Source organism: Gardnerella sp. 2492 (assembly GCF_050320365.1).
In the GTDB taxonomy this organism is placed as follows: Bacteria; Actinomycetota; Actinomycetes; order Actinomycetales; family Bifidobacteriaceae; genus Bifidobacterium.
Genome location: NZ_CP186952.1, coordinates 115,439 through 132,277 on the forward strand (window position 1 = coordinate 115,439; position 16,839 = coordinate 132,277).

General features: G+C 40.0%; 10 protein-coding genes. 7 read left to right on the top strand and 3 right to left on the bottom strand.

The annotated features are described in order from the left end of the window. Positions 1 to 32: 32 nt before the first annotated feature. Entirely contained in the window at positions 33 to 2,342 is a 2,310-nt protein-coding gene (locus ACPFYS_RS00395; RefSeq protein ID WP_427876845.1) for a beta-carotene 15,15'-monooxygenase, read from the bottom strand. A gap of 74 nt (positions 2,343 to 2,416) precedes the next feature. Next, positions 2,417 to 4,018, bottom strand: a complete 1,602-nt coding sequence (locus ACPFYS_RS00400; RefSeq protein WP_427876847.1) for an ABC-F family ATP-binding cassette domain-containing protein — start codon at positions 4,016 to 4,018, stop codon at positions 2,417 to 2,419. Positions 4,019 to 4,244: 226 nt separating this feature from the next. Between ACPFYS_RS00400 and uvrA the strand changes: the two genes are divergently transcribed. Continuing rightward, positions 4,245 to 7,202, top strand: a complete 2,958-nt coding sequence (gene uvrA, locus ACPFYS_RS00405; RefSeq protein WP_427876849.1) for an excinuclease ABC subunit UvrA — start codon at positions 4,245 to 4,247, stop codon at positions 7,200 to 7,202. 93 nt (positions 7,203 to 7,295) lie between these two features. Next, the gene (uvrC, locus tag ACPFYS_RS00410; RefSeq protein ID WP_427876851.1) at positions 7,296 to 9,596 is read left to right on the top strand and encodes an excinuclease ABC subunit UvrC; all 2,301 of its coding nucleotides are present in this window, start codon (positions 7,296 to 7,298) and stop codon (positions 9,594 to 9,596) included. 166 nt (positions 9,597 to 9,762) lie between these two features. Here uvrC and ACPFYS_RS00415 read toward each other — a convergent pair whose 3' ends face one another. Continuing rightward, complete coding sequence (locus tag ACPFYS_RS00415; protein WP_427876853.1) at positions 9,763 to 10,893, bottom strand: GuaB3 family IMP dehydrogenase-related protein; 1,131 nt, start codon at positions 10,891 to 10,893, stop codon at positions 9,763 to 9,765. A gap of 297 nt (positions 10,894 to 11,190) precedes the next feature. On the opposite strand from ACPFYS_RS00415, the gene ACPFYS_RS00420 reads away from it, so the two are divergent. The 5 genes from ACPFYS_RS00420 (at position 11,191) to tsf (ending at position 16,749) form a co-directional block, all read left to right on the top strand. After that, positions 11,191 to 11,802, top strand: a complete 612-nt coding sequence (locus ACPFYS_RS00420; protein WP_427876855.1) for a hypothetical protein — start codon at positions 11,191 to 11,193, stop codon at positions 11,800 to 11,802. 224 nt (positions 11,803 to 12,026) lie between these two features. After that, positions 12,027 to 14,078, top strand: coding sequence for an AMP-dependent synthetase/ligase (locus ACPFYS_RS00425; protein WP_427876857.1), 2,052 nt, complete (start codon positions 12,027 to 12,029; stop codon positions 14,076 to 14,078). A gap of 96 nt (positions 14,079 to 14,174) precedes the next feature. Then, entirely contained in the window at positions 14,175 to 14,660 is a 486-nt protein-coding gene (def, locus tag ACPFYS_RS00430; RefSeq protein ID WP_427876859.1) for a peptide deformylase, read from the top strand. A 319-nt stretch (positions 14,661 to 14,979) separates the two neighbouring features. Then, the gene (gene rpsB, locus ACPFYS_RS00435; RefSeq protein WP_427876861.1) at positions 14,980 to 15,798 is read left to right on the top strand and encodes a 30S ribosomal protein S2; all 819 of its coding nucleotides are present in this window, start codon (positions 14,980 to 14,982) and stop codon (positions 15,796 to 15,798) included. 99 nt (positions 15,799 to 15,897) lie between these two features. After that, the gene (gene tsf / locus ACPFYS_RS00440) at positions 15,898 to 16,749 is read left to right on the top strand and encodes a translation elongation factor Ts (protein WP_427876863.1); all 852 of its coding nucleotides are present in this window, start codon (positions 15,898 to 15,900) and stop codon (positions 16,747 to 16,749) included. Positions 16,750 to 16,839 lie beyond the last annotated feature (90 nt).

The following is a 16,839-nucleotide window of genomic DNA, read 5'->3' on the forward strand; positions in this document are numbered from 1 at the left end:
AAAAGTATTTTAATTACTTTTAAATATTTTAATTAATACATGAAAGTAAACAGATTTTTTGCAATATGCCACAGTGAAGGGTAGAAGCGTATCATTGAATCTTCTCGTCCTGTTACGAACCAGCTTAAGAAATTAATTGCTATAGAGAAGAACAAGAAAGCAAGTATTGCAGCTCTTAATGCGTATACGAAAATCTTTTTTATAATCGTATCTTCATCTGATAAAGTAGCATATTTTTGAACAAGCACAGCGATACCAATAACTGCAGCAAGTGCGAAAGACCAAGCAAAATCAGCAATATAACGCCAACCTATACCAGCTTTAAGACTGTCAAAAATTACTAAAATTATTCCTGCAAATACGTATAGTGCAGAATAAAAATACGATATTTTGCTCTTATAATTTTTTCGCATTATAAGCGCCGCTACAACTCCTATAAACACTAGAGGGCATAGTGCAAAAAGACCGCCAATCATAGGCTCTGCGTATTGCCAACGGTCAAAAGCAATAGGTTGAATTCCAATCCAAGGGAAGGTTGGTATGAATCGCAAAGGAAGAGCTAAATAACTTAATATTGACGGTATAATGTTGCTCTTCGGCAGTTTCATGGTAGTCATATCCGTAATAGTGATTTGATACTCGTTACCAAAGTTCAGTGGAGAGCCGAAACGAAGCATATTGTAAATTCCGAAAGGAATTGCAGTTAGCACAACTGGCATAATCCAAGCGCAAAGTAAGCGCAGTAATTTACTAAAATTGTAAGCAACTTTTGTATGATTAAAAATATTAATAACGCATGATAATACGCGTTTATATATAAGCGGAATAGCCAAAAGTATTGCTATTGCAAAAGTTGGTCTGCAACCAATATTTAATGCTATAAAGAAAGAACCTAAAGCTAGTCTTTTAAGCGAAAGATTATTATCTTCTTCTCGTATTGCACCGCAGTAGAAACATAATCCAAATGATGTGAAAGCTAGCGAGGCAGCCATAGGTACTGAATAGAACGATGTGCGGAACAGCAGATATGAAGTGTTTGAAGCAATGAAGAAGAAAGTTAGCGAAAGAGTTACTAATGCTAAAGAAGGATTTTTAACAGTTTTTTGTAAGAGTCTTATTACAAGAAGTGAACCTGCAATGAAGAAGAAAGTTAGGAAAACCAAAGTTGCTGCGGAGGTTGGTAGCATTGCTCCACCAGGAACCCAAATCTGTGATATTAGTTGATACGGTAAGAAAAGTAATACTGCTGGGAGTAGTCCAAAATATGAATACCAGTGACCGTTGTAATATGCGTAATCCCAGTAAATGTTGCTTACACCGTTTTTAAGCAGCTCATTTCTTGCAGCAGGATCATAAGGGTTACTCAACTGAGTTAGTTCTTTAGGAACTGGAAGCATGAGATGAGTTTTTCCGTGAAGTAATGCGTCTGCAGTGTGAGCGTATTGATCAAAATCGTATGTGTAATTTCCTGGAATGTAGAAACGCATTCTAGTTGCAGCTTGGATTGACCAGATAATAACTGCGATTGTTATAACGATTGAAGGAATCCAAGACACTACAAGAGCAAATCTTTGCTTTCGACTGCGCGTATTAAGTGGCATGCTCCACAATCTTGACCAAGGATTCCACAAAGCTAACATTATGGAAATTAAGGCTAGTATTGTTACACGCAACCAAGACCACGTAAATTGTGCGCGCGCATTTGCTCTAACATCTTCTATGTCTAGAACTGTACCAGCAGGATGTTCTAGCCAAACTCGCAGAGTATTAGTTGCTCCGCGTGATTTTGGCGGCATAGGTAGTAAAGCTTCATCAAGAATGCACGGATTGGCGTGTAAAGGTTTTCCAGCATACTTATTTACGTCAATTCGTACATGAATATCACAAGTAATATTGTATTTAGAATTTTTAGCAGGCTCTTTTATTGAACGTTGCAGTCTTATGTAAGGTGAAGATCCGTCAGAAACAACTTCTAAGTACGCTTCAGTAGGATCTGTTATTAGAAGACCTCCGGTTTTTAATCTTGTTACGCCAGAACCTAGAGTATTGTGTGCGAAAGCACTGTCTGTACTTGCAGAAATACTGCTCCAAAATTGTATATTTCCAAGCGTGCATTCAAAGGCGCTGATAAGTAGAACAATAAGAAGTGGTATGCGTATAGTGTGCCAAACACGTTTCAGTACATGATGAGTGCAATTACAATTATCAAATGAACTGCTTAAGTTCTCTACTGTAGATTTTTTTACGCAGTTTACTTTCGCTAAATTGTGTGCGTGAGAAATATTATCATTAGACTGAGTTTGCGTTTGAGACGCGGAATCTAGTGTCTGTTCACATCCCATAATTGCACCTCATATTGTTTTCTTTGTTTGCGCACTTACTACTTTAGTAGCTACTTTAGTAACTATTTTAGTTGCTACTCTTCTGCTACCAAGTCAAGATACTCGTCATTCCACAAGTCTTCATCGCCATCCGGCATAAGAAGAACTCGTTCCGGCTGTAATGCTTCAACAGCACCCTCATCGTGTGTAACTAAAACTATTGCGCCCTCATATTTTGCAATAGCTTTAAGTATTTCGTCACGAGAAGCAGGATCAAGATTATTTGTAGGCTCATCGAGAAGCAGTACGTTAGCTTGAGATGTAACAAGTGTTGCGAGCGCAAGACGCGTTTTTTCGCCGCCTGAAAGCACTCGAGCAGGTTTCATAGCGTCGTCGCCTGAAAACAGGAAGCTTCCAAGCATAGAACGCGCTTGAGTATCGTCCAAATTTGGTGCAACATGCTGTAGATTTTCCAACACAGTCGCGTCTAAATCCAAAGTATCGTGTTCCTGAGCAAAATATCCGATTTTGCAGCCGTGACCATATTTTACTTCGCCAGTATCTGCTGTTTCTTCTCCTGCTAAAATGCGCAATGTTGTAGTTTTACCAGCACCGTTGTATCCCAAAATAACAACTCGAGAACCTTTGTCTATTGCAAGATTAATTCCCGCGAAAACAATATTAGAACCATAAGCTTTAGAAATATCTTTAGCCATAATAGGTGTTTTGCCGCAAGGAGCTGGTTCAGGGAAACGAATGTCTGCAACTTTTTCGCGGCTTTGAGCCTCACTTGTTTCACTGAGCAAACGTTCGGCTCTGCGCATCATATTCTGTGCAGCAACAGCTTTCGTAGCTTTTGCATGCAAGCGAATACCTTGCTTCATAAGACGTTCTGCCTTCTTTTCGGCAACTTCGCGCTCTCTACGGCGACGCTCTTCATCTACTACGCGCTGATGCAAATAAGCCTTCCAGCCCATAGAATACATATCTATTTGAGCAAGCTGAGCATCCAAATGCCACACTTTATTTACTACTTCATCAAGCAGCTCAGTTGAGTGCGAAATAACAAGGAATCCACCTTCGAAACGTTTCAAATAGTTTCGCAACCATATAATAGAGTCTGCATCTAAATGGTTTGTAGGTTCGTCAAGAATTAATGTGTCTGCGTTAGAAAACAGAATACGTGCGAGCTCAATACGCCTGCGCTGGCCGCCGGAAAGAGTTCCTAAAGATTGCTGCATAACTTCTTGCGGAAGACCTAAGCTTGTTGCCATTGATATTGCTTCGGATTGTACAGAGTAACCGCCTGCTTTTTCAAAATCTTGCATAGCTTTGTCGTAGCGGTTCATAGCTTTAGTCATGACATCCGGGTCTGGGTCTGTCATTTCTTTTTCAGCCTTGCGGATTCTAGAAACAATAGAAGAAATATCGCGAGCGCTCATAATGCGATCAATTACGCTTTGCTCAGGATCAGCTGCATGTGTATCTTGAGGAAGATATCCTAAACCCCCACTTACTCGAACAGAACCTCCAGCAGGAAGCATATCTCCTGTAATCACGCGTGTAAGAGTAGTTTTGCCTGCACCGTTACGACCAACTAAACCGATTTTATCTCCTTTAGTAACGTGAAAATCGGTAGGGTTTAGCAGTGTGCGCGCACCAATTTGTATGGTCAATGCTTGTGCGTCAATAGGCATAATATGTATCCGTTTCCCAAAAATTAGGCTTCTGTTGTGTGTGTATTTAATAAAGTATTAGCCAAACTCACCATTATACTGTTAGGCTGTCACGAAGAGCTACTTAGAACATTATTTTGTGCTCCATTCAACAAAATAAAGTAAATTTTACTTTTTCGAACACTTGTTCTATACTTAGTAAGTGTAATTTGTTTTTGGGGGAGTAGCGTATGCGTGGAGGTGTGTTGTGAATAATAAAGTAAGTCAGCAATCTGATATATTACAAGTATTGCTTAATAATGCTCCACTTAATGAGCATGACGGCACTATAGTATCAGATTTATCTAAAGTTCCTGCTGAATGGAAAATAACAATTCAAGGCGCTCGCGAACATAATCTAAAAAATGTTAGTTTGTCTATTCCTAGGAACCGTATGGTGGTATTTACCGGACTTTCAGGATCTGGCAAATCTTCTTTAGCTTTTGACACATTGTTTGCAGAAGGACAACGTAGGTATGTTGAATCTTTAAGCGCGTACGCTAGGCAATTTTTAGGAAGAATGGATAAGCCTGACGTTGATTTTATTGAAGGATTGAGTCCAGCTGTTTCTATTGATCAAAAAACTACGAATCGTAACCCTCGTTCTACTGTTGGAACTATTACAGAAATATACGATTATTTAAGATTATTATTTGCTAGAATTGGTATTCCTCATTGCCCTGAATGTGGTCAACTTGTTAATGCTCAAACACCTCAACAGATGACAGATACATTACTGTCATTGCCTGAACGCACGAGATTGCAAATTTTAGCTCCAGTGGTCAGAGGAAGAAAAGGAGAGTTTAAAGATACTATCGAATTATTGAGATCAGACGGGTATGCGCGCGCAATTATTGACGGTAATATGTGTGAGCTTTCTGAAGATATTACTCTCGAAAAGCAGAAAAAACATACTATTGAAGTTGTTATTGATCGTCTAGTTATAAAAGATGGTATTAGAGTTCGTCTTACAGATTCTATAGAAACGGCTTTGAAACTTTCAAAGGGCGTTATGATTGCTGACTTTGTCGATGAGCCGAAAGATTCTTCTAATCGTCGTCAATCTTTTTCTGAGAATCGTTCATGTCCTAACAATCATCAACTAGAACTTGATGAAATTGAGCCAAGAACCTTTTCGTTCAACGCTCCTTATGGAGCATGTCCAGAATGTTCCGGAATTGGGTACAATCTTGAGATTGATCCTGAACTAGTTATTCCAGACCCTGATAAATCCCTTGCTCAAGGCGCTATTGAACCTTGGTCAATGAATAAAGCTGCAGGTATGTACTATCAGCATATACTTTCCGGTCTTTCACAAGATTTAGGTTTTAGTATGAACACTCCTTGGAAAGATTTGCCAGAAAGTGTTCAGAAATCAATCATGTATGGTCATGATTTCAGCGTAAAAGTTTCATACAAAAACAGGTGGGGTAGGCAACGCGAATACTCTACAGGTTTCGAAGGTGTTGTACGTACTCTTATGCGAAAGCATGATGAAACTGATTCTGATCAAATGCGACAGTATTATGAGTCATACATGCGTGAAGTACCGTGCCAAAAGTGTCAGGGAAAGCGTTTACGTCCAGAAGTTCTTGCAGTAACGGTATTAGATACTTCAATATCTGAAGTTTGCGATATGCCAGTTGAAAAAAGTTTGCAGTGGATAAATTCACTCAAGTTAGAAGGTTCAAAAGCGCTTATTGCAGGAGAAGTTCTAAAGGAAATACGTGCTCGACTTGGCTTTTTAAATGATGTTGGTTTAAACTATCTAACTCTTTCAAGAGCCGCAAAAACACTATCTGGTGGTGAAGCGCAACGAATAAGATTAGCTACACAAATAGGTTCAGGTTTAGTAGGAGTAATGTACGTACTGGATGAGCCTTCTATTGGGTTGCATCAACGAGATAATGAGCGTCTAATTGCAACACTTCATCACTTACGTAACCTTGGCAACACGCTTATAGTTGTTGAGCATGATGAAGATACAATTCGTCAAGCAGACTGGCTTGTAGATATTGGTCCTGAAGCTGGAGAGCATGGCGGTGAAGTTGTTTATTCTGGTCTTTCAACAAATATTGTTAAAGCAAAACGCTCAATTACTGGAGATTATATTTCAGGAAGAAAATCAATAGAAGTGCCTAAAAATAGGCGTTTGGTTGATTCAGAACGCATGCTTAATATTATTGGTGCTAAGGAGCATAATCTTAAAAATATTGATGTAAGTATACCTTTGGGAGTATTTACCTGCATTACAGGAGTGTCAGGATCTGGTAAATCAACACTAATAAATTCTATTCTTTACCCAGTTCTTGCAGATAAGCTTAATGGAGCACGAATTGTTCCAGGAAAGCACAAGAGAGTAGAAGGCCTAGAGTATTGCGACAAAGTGGTTCATGTAGATCAGAATCCTATAGGCCGTACGCCTCGATCTAATCCTGCAACATACACGGGAGTATGGGATAAAATCCGTTCGCTTTTTGCGCAAACAGCAGAAGCAAAAGTTAGAGGTTACGGCCCTGGAAGATTCTCATTCAATGTTAAAGGTGGTCGTTGCGAAGCGTGTCATGGTGACGGTACTTTAAAAATCGAGATGAATTTCCTGCCGGATGTGTACGTAGAATGTGAAACATGTCACGGAAAAAGATATAACAGAGAAACTTTGGAAGTTACTTATAATGGCAAGTCTGTTTCTGATGTTCTTGACATGTCTATTTCTGAGGCAGCAGTATTTTTCAAAGCTTACCCTTCTATTTCACGTTATTTAGACACTCTTGTACAAGTTGGATTAGGTTATATTCGTTTAGGACAAAGTGCCACAACACTTTCCGGCGGTGAGTCTCAGCGAGTAAAACTTGCCACAGAATTGCAACGTAGATCTACAGGAAAAACTGTTTATATTCTTGACGAACCTACTACAGGTCTTCATTTTGAGGATGTTAGAAAACTTTTAACAGTTCTTCAATCCCTTGTAGATAAAGGTAACAGTGTTATTGTTATTGAGCATAATCTTGATGTTGTAAAGTCTGCTGATTGGATTATTGATTTAGGGCCAGAAGGGGGAGATTCTGGAGGAACTGTTGTTGCTCAAGGAAGTCCAGAAAGTGTTGCACTATGCGAAAAAAGTTGGACTGGTAAATTCCTTAAGCAAATGCTTAACAATAAATAGAATGCGATCAACCTTTACAGTCTGCTGCAACTTTTAGGTAAATAAATTTTTAAGCAAATAAATGAGATTTTCTTATGTGAAAGGAGGTGAATAATGGATAGTTCGAATAATTCTATAAGAAATAATTTATTAGATAATTTGAAAGATGATAAGTCTGCAGAAAATATTAATTGGCATAAAACTAAAACTGATTTTAATATGGTTTCTGATTTTAATGAGAATCATGTAAACGCTTTAGGAGCACCATTATTAGGTGACACTAGAGATTTATTCAGGCCGGCTTCTAAAGATATTCCTGCGCAACCTGGTGTATATAAGTGGAGAGATGAAGAAGGCCGTGTAATTTACGTTGGTAAAGCTAAGAATTTGCGAAATCGTCTTGCTAATTATTTTCAGCCTCTTTATCAGCTTCACCCTAGAACTCAAACTATGGTTTTAACTGCTCGTAGTTTGGAATGGACTGTTGTAGAAACTGAAATAGAAGCACTTAGTCTTGAATACACGTGGATTAAAGAGTTTAATCCAAGATTTAATGTTGTATTTCGAGATGATAAAACATACCCTTATTTGGCTGTAAGTGTGGGAGAGAAATTCCCAAGAGTATGGATTACTAGAAACCGTGGTAGTCGTGGAGCGCAGTATTTCGGACCTTACGCTAAAGTATGGCCACTTCGTCACAGCTTAGATTCATTACTAAAAGCTTTTCCAGTTCGCACTTGCACTTCAAGCGCATTTAATAAAGCAAGAAGAACAGGTAGACCATGTTTGCTTGCTTCAATAGGAAAGTGTTCGGCACCTTGTGTAGGAAGTATTGATTTTAAAACTCATAGAAGTTATGTAAGTCAACTCGTTGGAGTGCTTACTGGCAGCGTGGGCGAATCATATTTAGCACAACTCAATCGTGATATGAAGCAAGCAAGTGAAGAATTGGAATTTGAACGAGCAGCAAAATTACGAGACAAAATTAATTTGCTTAGTACAGTTTTGCAATCAAATTCTGTAGTTCTAGATGAAGATGTAGAGGCAGATGTTTTTGGTTTAAGCAGTGACGAACTAGAAGGATCAGTTCACGTCTTTTTCGTACGTTCCGGAATTATTCGAGGTGAACGAAATTGGGGGGTTGAACGTGCCGACGATAAAGACGATGCAGATCTTCTTGCCGACTTATTAGTGCACTTGTATGGAGAATATCAAGAAAATGCGCAAATTGATCAAAAAAATTATGAAAGCATCGTAGAAAGTTTAAAATCAAAGAACTCAAATTCTCGAATAGAAGAAACGCGTAACGCAGTGTCTAATACTCAGAATGCTACTGCTACGGATTCTAATTTGCGTGCGAAAGCAACAAAAATGAGACGAGAAAGACAAGAGACAACTGGTAGAGAAGATTTTCTTGCACCAATTTCTCCAATACCGAGAGAAATTATTGTTCCTATCGCTATTCAAGACGAAAGACGAAGTGAAATAGAATCATGGCTTACGCAATTAAGAGGTTCAAAAGTAACTATTAGAGTGCCTTCTCGTGGAGAAAAACGTGAATTACTTGAGAGAGCAAACGATAATGCTAATCAGGCTTTAACAAGACTAAAAGCCAGCCGCATAAATAGTTTAGAAAAGCGCAGCCAAGCAATGAATGAAGTTGCTAAAGCTTTAGGATTATCTAAGTCACCTCTGCGTATAGAATGTTACGATATTTCGAATACTGTTGATGGTACTTACCAGGTAGCTTCAATGGTTGTTTTTGAGGATGCAATAGCAAAACCAAGTGACTACAGGCATTTTGCTATTCGTGGAGATGATGGTAACGGTCGACTTGATGATTTAAGTGCAGTCTATGAAACAATTTCGAGAAGATTTAAACATGCTGACTCCTCAATAAGCAATTGCGAGAACGAAAATAATATTGGCTCTGAAAATAGTAATACTGAAAATACAGGAAAGAGAAATCACCGTTTTGCTTATTCTCCTAACCTAATAGTTGTTGATGGAGGTAGAGAACAAGCCAAAGCAGCTATGAAAGCATTAGAAGATAATTCTATAACAGGAGTAGCAGTATGTGGACTTTCTAAAAAGTTAGAAGAGGTATGGCTTCCAGATAGTGATTACCCTATTATTCTTAAAAGAAGTTCGGAAGGATTATATTTGCTACAGCGCGCACGCGATGAATCTCATCGTTTTGCTATAACTTACCATCGCAATCGTAGACGTAAAGGATTAATTAAATCTTCATTAGATTCTATACCTGGAATCGGAGCCGTATATAGAAAGCGACTTATTGGCGCTTTTGGTTCTGTAAAAAACTTGCGTGAAGCTTCAGTTGAACAGTTAAAACAAGTGGAAGGAATAGGAGAGAGCAAAGCTGAAATAATATACGAATACTTCAAAAATAAGTGAGAATGTTTGAAGCATAATATTGAAGCATAATTCGTATAGATAGCAAAATATAACTTCTACTGACGATTAAAATTAGTATTACTAATAAAATTACAGCCTGACATACTACAAGCTGCCAGGCTGTAAATTTATCTTTAAATTCAAATATTGTAAGTTAATATAACTATTAGCGAATATCACTGTGGAACGGGTTTATAACAACATTGCAACGTTGGAAACTTTTAACATCCACGTATCCTGTTGAAGCCATAGTGCGTCGTAAAGCTCCAACAAAATTAGTTGTGCCATCAGCTTCATGACTTGGCCCAAACAGAACATTTTCCAAAGGAGCAACTGTTCCAACATGACTGCGCATTCCGCGTGGCAAAGAAGCATGACGAGCTTCAGCACCCCAATGAGTGCCGCGCCCAGGTGCTTCAGTTGCTCTCGCCAGAGGAGTGCCTAGCATTACAGCGTCCGCTCCCATTGCTAAAGCCTTTATGAAGTTGCCGGAAGTTCCCATTCCGCCATCTGCAATAATCTGCACGTAGCGTCCGCCTGACTCATCCATGTAGTCACGACGAGCTTCAGCAACATCAGCAATAGCCGTGGCTAATGGAGCTTGAACGCCAAGAGTGTTCATAGTTGCAGATACTGCGCCTCCGCCAAAACCAACAAGAATGCCAGCAGCTCCAGTGCGCATTAGGTGAAGTGCAGAAGTATAATCAGCGCAGCCACCTACTATAACAGGAACATCTAAATCGTAAATGAACTTCTTCAAATCGAGTGGCTCGTGATCTTTTGATACATGTTCGGCAGAAACTGCAGTTCCACGAATTACGAAAAGATCAACGCCTGCTTCAATAACAGTGCTATAAAGTTCTTGAGTGCGCTGTGGAGAAAGAGCGCCGGCTACAGTGACTCCAGCTTCTCGTATTGTGTGCAAACGTTCAGCAATAAGCTCTGGTTTAATTGGTTCCTCGTAAATTTCCTGAATACGCCTCGTTGCTATATTGTCAGGAAGCTCAGATATTTCCTTAAGAAGAGGCTCTGGGTTTTCATAGCGAGTCCATAAGCCTTCCAAGTCAAGAACACCAAGAGCACCCATTTGACCCATTGCAATAGCAGTATCTGGACTTGTAACAGAATCCATAGGAGCTGCAATAACAGGAACGTCAAATGTGTACGCGTCTACTTGCCAAGTGGTTGATACGGCTTTAGGGTCGCGTGAGCGTCGTGAAGGGAGGATAGCAACATCGTCGAGAGAATATGCGACGTGGGCTTTTTTGCCCAAACCTATTTCAATTTCCTGAGACATACTTACCAGGCTAATGCCGTATATTGACGAAATTAGTACGCATGTTTTATTGTCTAATACTGAAATCACGGAAGTTGTGATTTTATAAACCGTAATGTGTATAACTTTATTTTAAAAAAACCTTGATTTTTCAAGGAACACACCGACACCAGTTATAATTTATACACATTTTTTGATTTTATTCAAAATGCTACTTAATCGCGGTGTATGCTATTTCTAATCCGATTTTAAGTCGATATTTTTCTACTAAAAATTGGATTAAGAAAGATAGAGAAAAAAAGAGATGGGAAGATAAAAATGGTTTCTGTTATGGGAACAATGAAAGAGCCATTTGATGAGAATCAAAGCGGTAGAAATGAAAATGAAAAGTGCGGAAACGAATGGGCATGTGGTATGGGAAATTGTGGATGGCAAAAAGAACCACCTCCACAATTTCCATATCGTTCGCGAGAACCGTTACCAGCTCATGAGGGAGTATTACCTATTGGTTTTGTGAACTCTTCTGTGCCGTATCATATAGGCGTGTGCTTTAATAGCACGGATGACGAAAAGTTATTCTTATCACTCGCTTTAAGAACGTGCAGAATCGCTTGTGTTGTTGCTGATATTTCTCGCGGTCGTCCAGTCCCGAAGGCAATGAGGGATTTGCTTACGCCTGAATGTTCGGCAAAATTGAAGAATATGTGGTCAGTTTTGGACAACTTTTTTAAGGAAATTGAAGATTCTGAAAGTCGTTCAAGACTGCGCAGATTCCCTGCTATACCAAACATGATTAACGGTATGATGGTAAGTCCAAACCGCTTTGAAGGAGTGGTGTGCGTTATGGTTGGCGTAATGCGCTATTGGGAATCACTGTCATTAGAGTATCGTCATGGAGCATGGATATGCACTTACGCAGACTTAGGCTAATCTTGCGAGATTAAGTCATAATTATGCGTGTTTAAGTCAGTTTTCATTTTTTATCTTGACTTTTTGTTTGATATTCGGTAACGGATCTCATTCAAAAAGTCAAGATATCTTTTAGTTGTATTGTCGTTTGTACGAATGTTTTTGTAAAAATAGATAATTTTGTGTGAATATTTTTGTATATATTTTGTTCGTGTCGGCATATTTAATCACGTACAATAAAAAGCATGCTGCGAGAATTTTCTGTAGAGTCTATTCACCCAACTAAAGATGGTGACACAATTTATTCATTGCTTGCCAATAGGGCGATGCATGACCCTCAAGGTTTAATTGCACAGTGGCAAGATGATGATACTCGTCAATGGCATGATGTTACTGCTGCTGACATGCTTTCAAAGGTTCGTTCGGTAGCAAGAGGATTAATTGCTCTTGGCGTTACTCATGGATCAAAAGTTGTTATTTATTCAGCAACATGTTATGAGTGGGGTGTTGTCGATTTTGCTTGCGCTTGTATTGGCGCTGTAAGTATCCCAATTTATGAAACTGATTCTGCTTTACAAGCTGCTGATATTATTGCGGAAGTGAAGCCAGTAATTGCTTTTGCTGGTGACAGTGAGCATGCGCAATGTTTAGAGAGAGTCCGTCAAGACAATAAGAAAATTACTCTTAAAGCAGTTTTTAATTTTAAAGCTGGCGGTATTGGTGCTGTAACTGATTTTGGTAAGTCTGTTGCAGATGAAGAACTTAATAATGCAATCAATGCAGTTCACGCAGATGATTTGTCTACTATTGTTTATACATCTGGCTCAACAGGAAAACCTAAGGGAGCTATGCTTTCGCATCGCAACTTTACTCATATTGTTTTCGCAGGCTATGATGTTCTAAACGAAATGCTTTATAAACCAAGTCGTTTGCTTTTATTCCTTCCGTTGGCACATTGCTTTGCGCGCTATATACAGTATGTTGCTATTGGTGCGCACGGAGTTATTGCTTACGTTCCTAATGCGAAGCATTTACTTGCAGATTTGCGCAGTTTCAAACCTACATATCTTTTGGGAGTTCCACGTGTGTTTGAGAAGGTGTATAACGCAGCATCTCAAAAAGCTGGAGCGGGTATTCGTGGACGTATTTTTGCCAAGGCTGTTAAGCATTTCATTAAATGGTCTAAAGACAGCGTAGAAGGTAGATCGCATTCTTTATCAGCGCGTATACATCACAATTTCTATATGCGCACTGTAGGATCTTCTATTCGCTCAGCATTGGGTCCTAATTTAGCTTGGCTTGCATGCGGTGGTGCTCCTATTAATGCTGATTTGGCGCATTTCTTCAATGGTCTTGATGGCATAACTTTTATTCAAGGTTATGGTATGACTGAAACTGCAGCTCCATGTGTTGTTAATTTCGAGCATGCTAATCAAGTTGGTTCTGTTGGTCGCCCAGGTCCTGGAATTACTATTCGTTTAGCTGATGATGATGAGGTTATGATTAAAGGTCCTAACGTTTTTATGGGCTATTATAATAGGCCTGATCTTACTGATGAGGTTCTTGATAAAGATGGATGGCTGCATTCTGGTGATCTTGGTGAAATAGATGATGAAGGATTCCTTTCTATTACTGGTCGTAAGAAAGATATAATTATCACTGCAGGTGGAAAGAATATTAGTCCAGCTCCTATGGAAAATATTATTTCTCAGTGTCCGCTAGTTTCTCATGCGGTAATAGTTGGTGATGGCAAGCCGTTTGTATCTGCTCTTATTGAGCTTGATCCTGATATGGTTCGTTCTTGGCTAAAGAATCAGGGTATGGATACTTCATTATCTATGGAGAAAGTTGCAAGTAATGATGCTGTTCGCTCTGTTGTGCAACAGTTTATAGATCAGGCGAACAGTACAGTTTCTAGGGCTGAGTCTGTCCGTAAGTTTGTTGTTTTGAGTGAGGAATTTACTCAAGATAATGGTACTTTGACACCTAGCATGAAAATAGTTCGTCCAAAGATTCTTGCTCGCTACGCAGATATTATTGAAACGCAGCTGTATGCTCCTAAGCCTAACACTCGTCCACTTCCTGCGACTGTGAAAATATTAGATAAGACTACTGAAACAGTTAAGCAAGCTCAGGAAACGGTTAAGCAGGCACAAGAGGCTGTTACTCCTCGTGTTCGTCAGGCTTTGGATCAAGCTACCACTCATTTGAAGCATTTTAGTGAAGACTCTTCAGAATTAAATGAAGATTGTGATAATAATTCTGAATCTGCTGAAGATAATAGTAAACAAAAATAGTAGTTTTTAGCTTGAAAGTAAGCTGAGTATGTGTACTATCTTTAGTTGGTATGTTTTCTGATTTTACTTGTGCTTCTATGTGTTAAGGAGATTTTTGTGACTATTCGTACTATTCGAGTAATCCCAGATCCTGTACTTCGTACTACTTGCGACGAAATACGTGATATTAATGCCTCTGTTAGGCATTTAGTTGAAGATTTACTTGAGACTGTGAATGATCCTGGTCGTGCAGGGCTTTCTGCAAATCAGATTGGCGTGAGTTTGCGAGCTTTCTCATACAATATTGATGGTCGTATTGGATATATTCTGAATCCTGTTATTGAGGAGCTCAGCGGAGAGCAGTACGACGATGAAGGCTGCTTATCTGTTCCAGGTTTATGGTACAAGACTCGCAGAGCTAATTATGCGCGTGTTCGTGGCATAGATCTTGACGGTAAAGAAATAGTATTAGAGGGTGAAGGTCTTATGGCGCGCATGTTGCAGCATGAGTGCGATCATCTTGATGGGCATATTTATCTTGATAGACTCGAAAAAGATGTTCGTAAACAAGCGTTGCGAGATCTGAGAAGTAAAACGCGTTAATTTTTACTATTTTGTTTTAATCGCTTTTTAGTCTCGTTTTTATTAATTTATTCAGTCAGTGTTGCTGCCGTGTTTTGCGGTAACAACACTGACTTTTTAGTAGTGCTCTTCTGGTATAATCAACATTCGCGTGTCAATTTTGAGCATGAGTATTGTCGCGTTATATGATTGCTCGCTTTTTATTGTCTATCAGACACGCAAATACGCGCCATGTACGCGTCCGTTCGTGTCGGTCGGCTTGGGTTTTATACGTAAGTTAAACCAAGTTGCATGCGAACAGACATGGCCAGGCAAGAACCGACAAGAAAGGTATAATGATATGGCACAGATTACCATGAGTGAAATGCTGAAGGCTGGTTTGCACTTCGGACATCAGACTCGTCGCTGGAATCCAAAGATGAAGCAGTTCATTCTTACTCAGCGCAATGGTATTCATATCATCAATTTGTTCAAGTCACTCGACATGATTGACAAGGCTTACGATTTCATTAAGCAGACTGTTGCTCACAACGGTACTGTTTTATTCGTAGGCACTAAGAAGCAGGCTCAGGAAGCTGTTCAGAATCAAGCAACTCGCGTAAACATGCCTTATGTTAGCGAACGTTGGCTTGGTGGTATGTTGACAAACTTCCAGACCGTTTCCACTCGCGTAAAGCGCTTGAAGGAACTTGAAGAAATGGACTTCAGCGATGTGCGTGGATCCGGATTAACTAAGAAGGAGCTTTTGCTTCTTGAGCGTGAGAAGGATAAGCTTTCGAAGCAGCTCGGCGGTATTCGTAACATGAACCGTACGCCTTCTGCTATGTTCGTGGTTGACATCAACAAGGAAGCTTTGGCTGTTGAAGAAGCTCATAAGCTTGGTATTCCTGTTATAGCTATTGTTGATACAAACACTGATCCTGAAGCTGTTGAGTATCCAATTCCAGCTAATGACGATGCAATTCGCGGCGTTGAACTTCTTACCAGCTTGATGGCTGATGCTGTGGCTGAAGGTTTGCTTGAGCATGCTGGCAAGGGTGCTAAGGCTGATGGTGCTGAGGCACAGCCAATGGCAGCTTGGGAGAAGGAACTTCTTACCAAGGAAGGTGAAGCTGAGGCTGAGCCTGCTAAGGAAGAGAAGTCTGAAGCAAAGGCCTGATAAGCTAAGATTCATTCAGTAAAGCTGTGTTAATCGTATTGCTTATTTTTAGTACGTTTGCATCTTTACTGTGAATCATATTGATATGAGGAGAACAAAATGGCAGCAATTACTGCAGCGTTGATCAAGCAGGTGCGTGAAGAAACTGGCGCCGGCATGATGGACGTTAAAAAAGCTCTTACTGAAGCTGAAGGCGACGTTGCTCGCGCTAAGGAGATTATCCGCGCTAAGGGTATTCAGGCCGCTGGTAAGCGTGAAGGCCGAAAGGCTCAGGAAGGCACCATCGCTTCTAAGGTTGTAAAGTCCGATGAAGGCGAAACCGGTTACGCAGTTGAAGTGAACTCTGAAACTGACTTTGTTGCTAAGACTCCAAAGTTTGTTGAGTTCTCTGAAACTGTTCTTAACCATGCTATTGATGCTTCTGCTTCCACTGCGGAAGAAGTTTTAGCAGCTAAGGCTGGAGATGCAACCGTTAAGGAAGCTGTTGAAGAAGCAGCTGCCTTGTTCGGTGAGCACGTCAAGGTTGGCCAGGTTGCTAAGGTAAGCGGTCCACACGTTGAGATTTATGCTCATAAGAAGTCCGTGGAGTTGCCTCCAAGCATCGTGTCCATGATTGCTACTGATGAAGCTGGCGCTAAGGTCGCTCATGAAGCTGCTTTGCAGATTTCCGCTATGGGTGCTCAGTGGCTTCGTCGCGAAGATGTTCCAGAGGAAGTTTTGGAATCTGAGCGTCGTGTTGCTACCGAGAAGTCCTTGGCTGAAGGCAAGCCAGAGAAGATTGTTCCAAAGATTGTTGAAGGCCGTATGAATGCCTTCTTCAAGGAAACTGTGCTTCTCGAGCAGGCTTACGTAAAGGATCCTTCCAAGAGCGTTGGTGACTTGTTCAAGGAAGTTGGCGGTACCGCTTTGGCTTTCGCTCGTCTTGAGGTTGGCAAGGGTGCTGCTGAATAAGCATCGCTTATAATAAGAATCAAATCTGGTTCTTAATTAAATGAGCTATGTGCAATCTTTGCGCGTAGCTCATTTTTTATATTTGTGTTT

What these genes read in the sequence shown, in the direction of transcription:
- ACPFYS_RS00415 (WP_427876853.1), bottom strand. Translation starts at nt 10,893, where the DNA reads ATGTCTCAGGAAATTGAAATAGGTTTGGGCAAAAAAGCCCACGTCGCA.
- tsf (WP_427876863.1), top strand. Translation starts at nt 15,898, where the DNA reads ATGGCAGCAATTACTGCAGCGTTGATCAAGCAGGTGCGTGAAGAAACT.
- uvrC (WP_427876851.1), top strand. Translation starts at nt 7,296, where the DNA reads ATGGATAGTTCGAATAATTCTATAAGAAATAATTTATTAGATAATTTG.
- ACPFYS_RS00425 (WP_427876857.1), top strand. Translation starts at nt 12,027, where the DNA reads ATGCTGCGAGAATTTTCTGTAGAGTCTATTCACCCAACTAAAGATGGT.
- ACPFYS_RS00420 (WP_427876855.1), top strand. Translation starts at nt 11,191, where the DNA reads ATGGTTTCTGTTATGGGAACAATGAAAGAGCCATTTGATGAGAATCAA.
- rpsB (WP_427876861.1), top strand. Translation starts at nt 14,980, where the DNA reads ATGGCACAGATTACCATGAGTGAAATGCTGAAGGCTGGTTTGCACTTC.
- ACPFYS_RS00395 (WP_427876845.1), bottom strand. Translation starts at nt 2,342, where the DNA reads ATGGGATGTGAACAGACACTAGATTCCGCGTCTCAAACGCAAACTCAG.
- ACPFYS_RS00400 (WP_427876847.1), bottom strand. Translation starts at nt 4,018, where the DNA reads ATGCCTATTGACGCACAAGCATTGACCATACAAATTGGTGCGCGCACA.